Origin of the sequence: Kitasatospora sp. MBT63 (genome assembly GCF_000710465.2) — a bacterium.
Taxonomy (GTDB): Bacteria; Actinomycetota; Actinomycetes; order Streptomycetales; family Streptomycetaceae; genus Kitasatospora.
This window is the reverse complement of the sequence record NZ_JAIZ01000772.1, coordinates 1,069-2,164: the sequence shown is the minus strand read 5'-3', so window position 1 is coordinate 2,164 and position 1,096 is coordinate 1,069. Positions and strand designations below refer to the sequence as shown.

Sequence of the window (1,096 nt, the reverse complement as noted above, 5' to 3'; positions counted from 1 at the left end):
GCAACCCGCTGCAGACCGTGCCGCTGCTGGACGCCATCGAGTCCAACCGGTTCGACGCGGTCTTCGGCGGCGGCCGCCGCGACGAGGAGAAGGCCCGCGCCAAGGAGCGGGTGTTCTCGCTGCGCGACGAGTTCGGCGCCTGGGACCCGCGGCGCCAGCGCCCCGAACTGTGGAGCCTGTACAACGGGCGGCACGCGGCCGGCGAGCACGTGCGGGTCTTCCCGCTGTCCAACTGGACCGAGCTGGACGTCTGGCAGTACATCGAGCGCGAGAAGATCGAACTCCCGGAGATCTACTACGCCCACCGGCGGGACGTCTTCGCCCGCGACGGCATGTGGCTGACCGCCGGCCAGTGGGGCGGCCCCAAGGACCACGAGCCCGTCCAGCGGCGGCTGGTGCGCTACCGCACGGTCGGCGACATGTCCTGCACCGGCGCCGTCGACTCCCACGCCGCGACCATCGCCGACGTGATCGCCGAGATCGCCGCCAGCCGCCTCACCGAACGCGGAGCCACCAGGGCCGACGACAAGCTCTCCGAGGCCGCGATGGAAGACCGCAAGCGCGAAGGGTACTTCTAGACATGTCGACTCACCCGCAGGCCGGACCGACGGCCGACAACCCCTTCGGCGAGGCCTCCGCCACCGCACTGCTGCGCTTCGCCACCGCCGGCTCCGTCGACGACGGCAAGTCCACCCTGGTCGGCCGCCTGCTGCACGACTCCAAGTCGGTGCTGGCCGACCAGCTGGAGGCCGTCGAGCACGCCTCCCGCCGCCGCGGCCAGGACACCCCCGACCTGGCGCTGCTCACCGACGGCCTGCGCGCCGAACGCGAGCAGGGCATCACCATCGACGTGGCGTACCGCTACTTCGCCACCCCCCGGCGCCGGTTCATCCTCGCCGACACCCCCGGCCACGTGCAGTACACCCGCAACATGGTCACCGGCGCCTCCACCGCCGAACTCGCCGTCGTCCTGGTCGACGCCCGCAACGGCGTCGTCGAGCAGACCCGCCGCCACGCCGCGGTGGCCGCCCTGCTGCGGGTGCCGCACGTGGTCCTCGCGGTCAACAAGATGGACCTCGTCGACTACGCCGAACCC

General features: G+C 72.1%; 2 protein-coding genes. Both read left to right on the top strand.

All coding sequences use genetic code 11. The annotated features are described in order from the left end of the window. On the top strand, positions 1-578 hold a 578-nt coding region (cysD, locus tag AA75_RS53070), incomplete at its 5' end, for a sulfate adenylyltransferase subunit CysD (protein WP_033825395.1). 2 nt (positions 579-580) lie between these two features. Next, positions 581-1,096, top strand: a 516-nt coding sequence (locus AA75_RS53065) for a GTP-binding protein (protein ID WP_233289406.1), incomplete at its 3' end; no start/stop codon positions are given.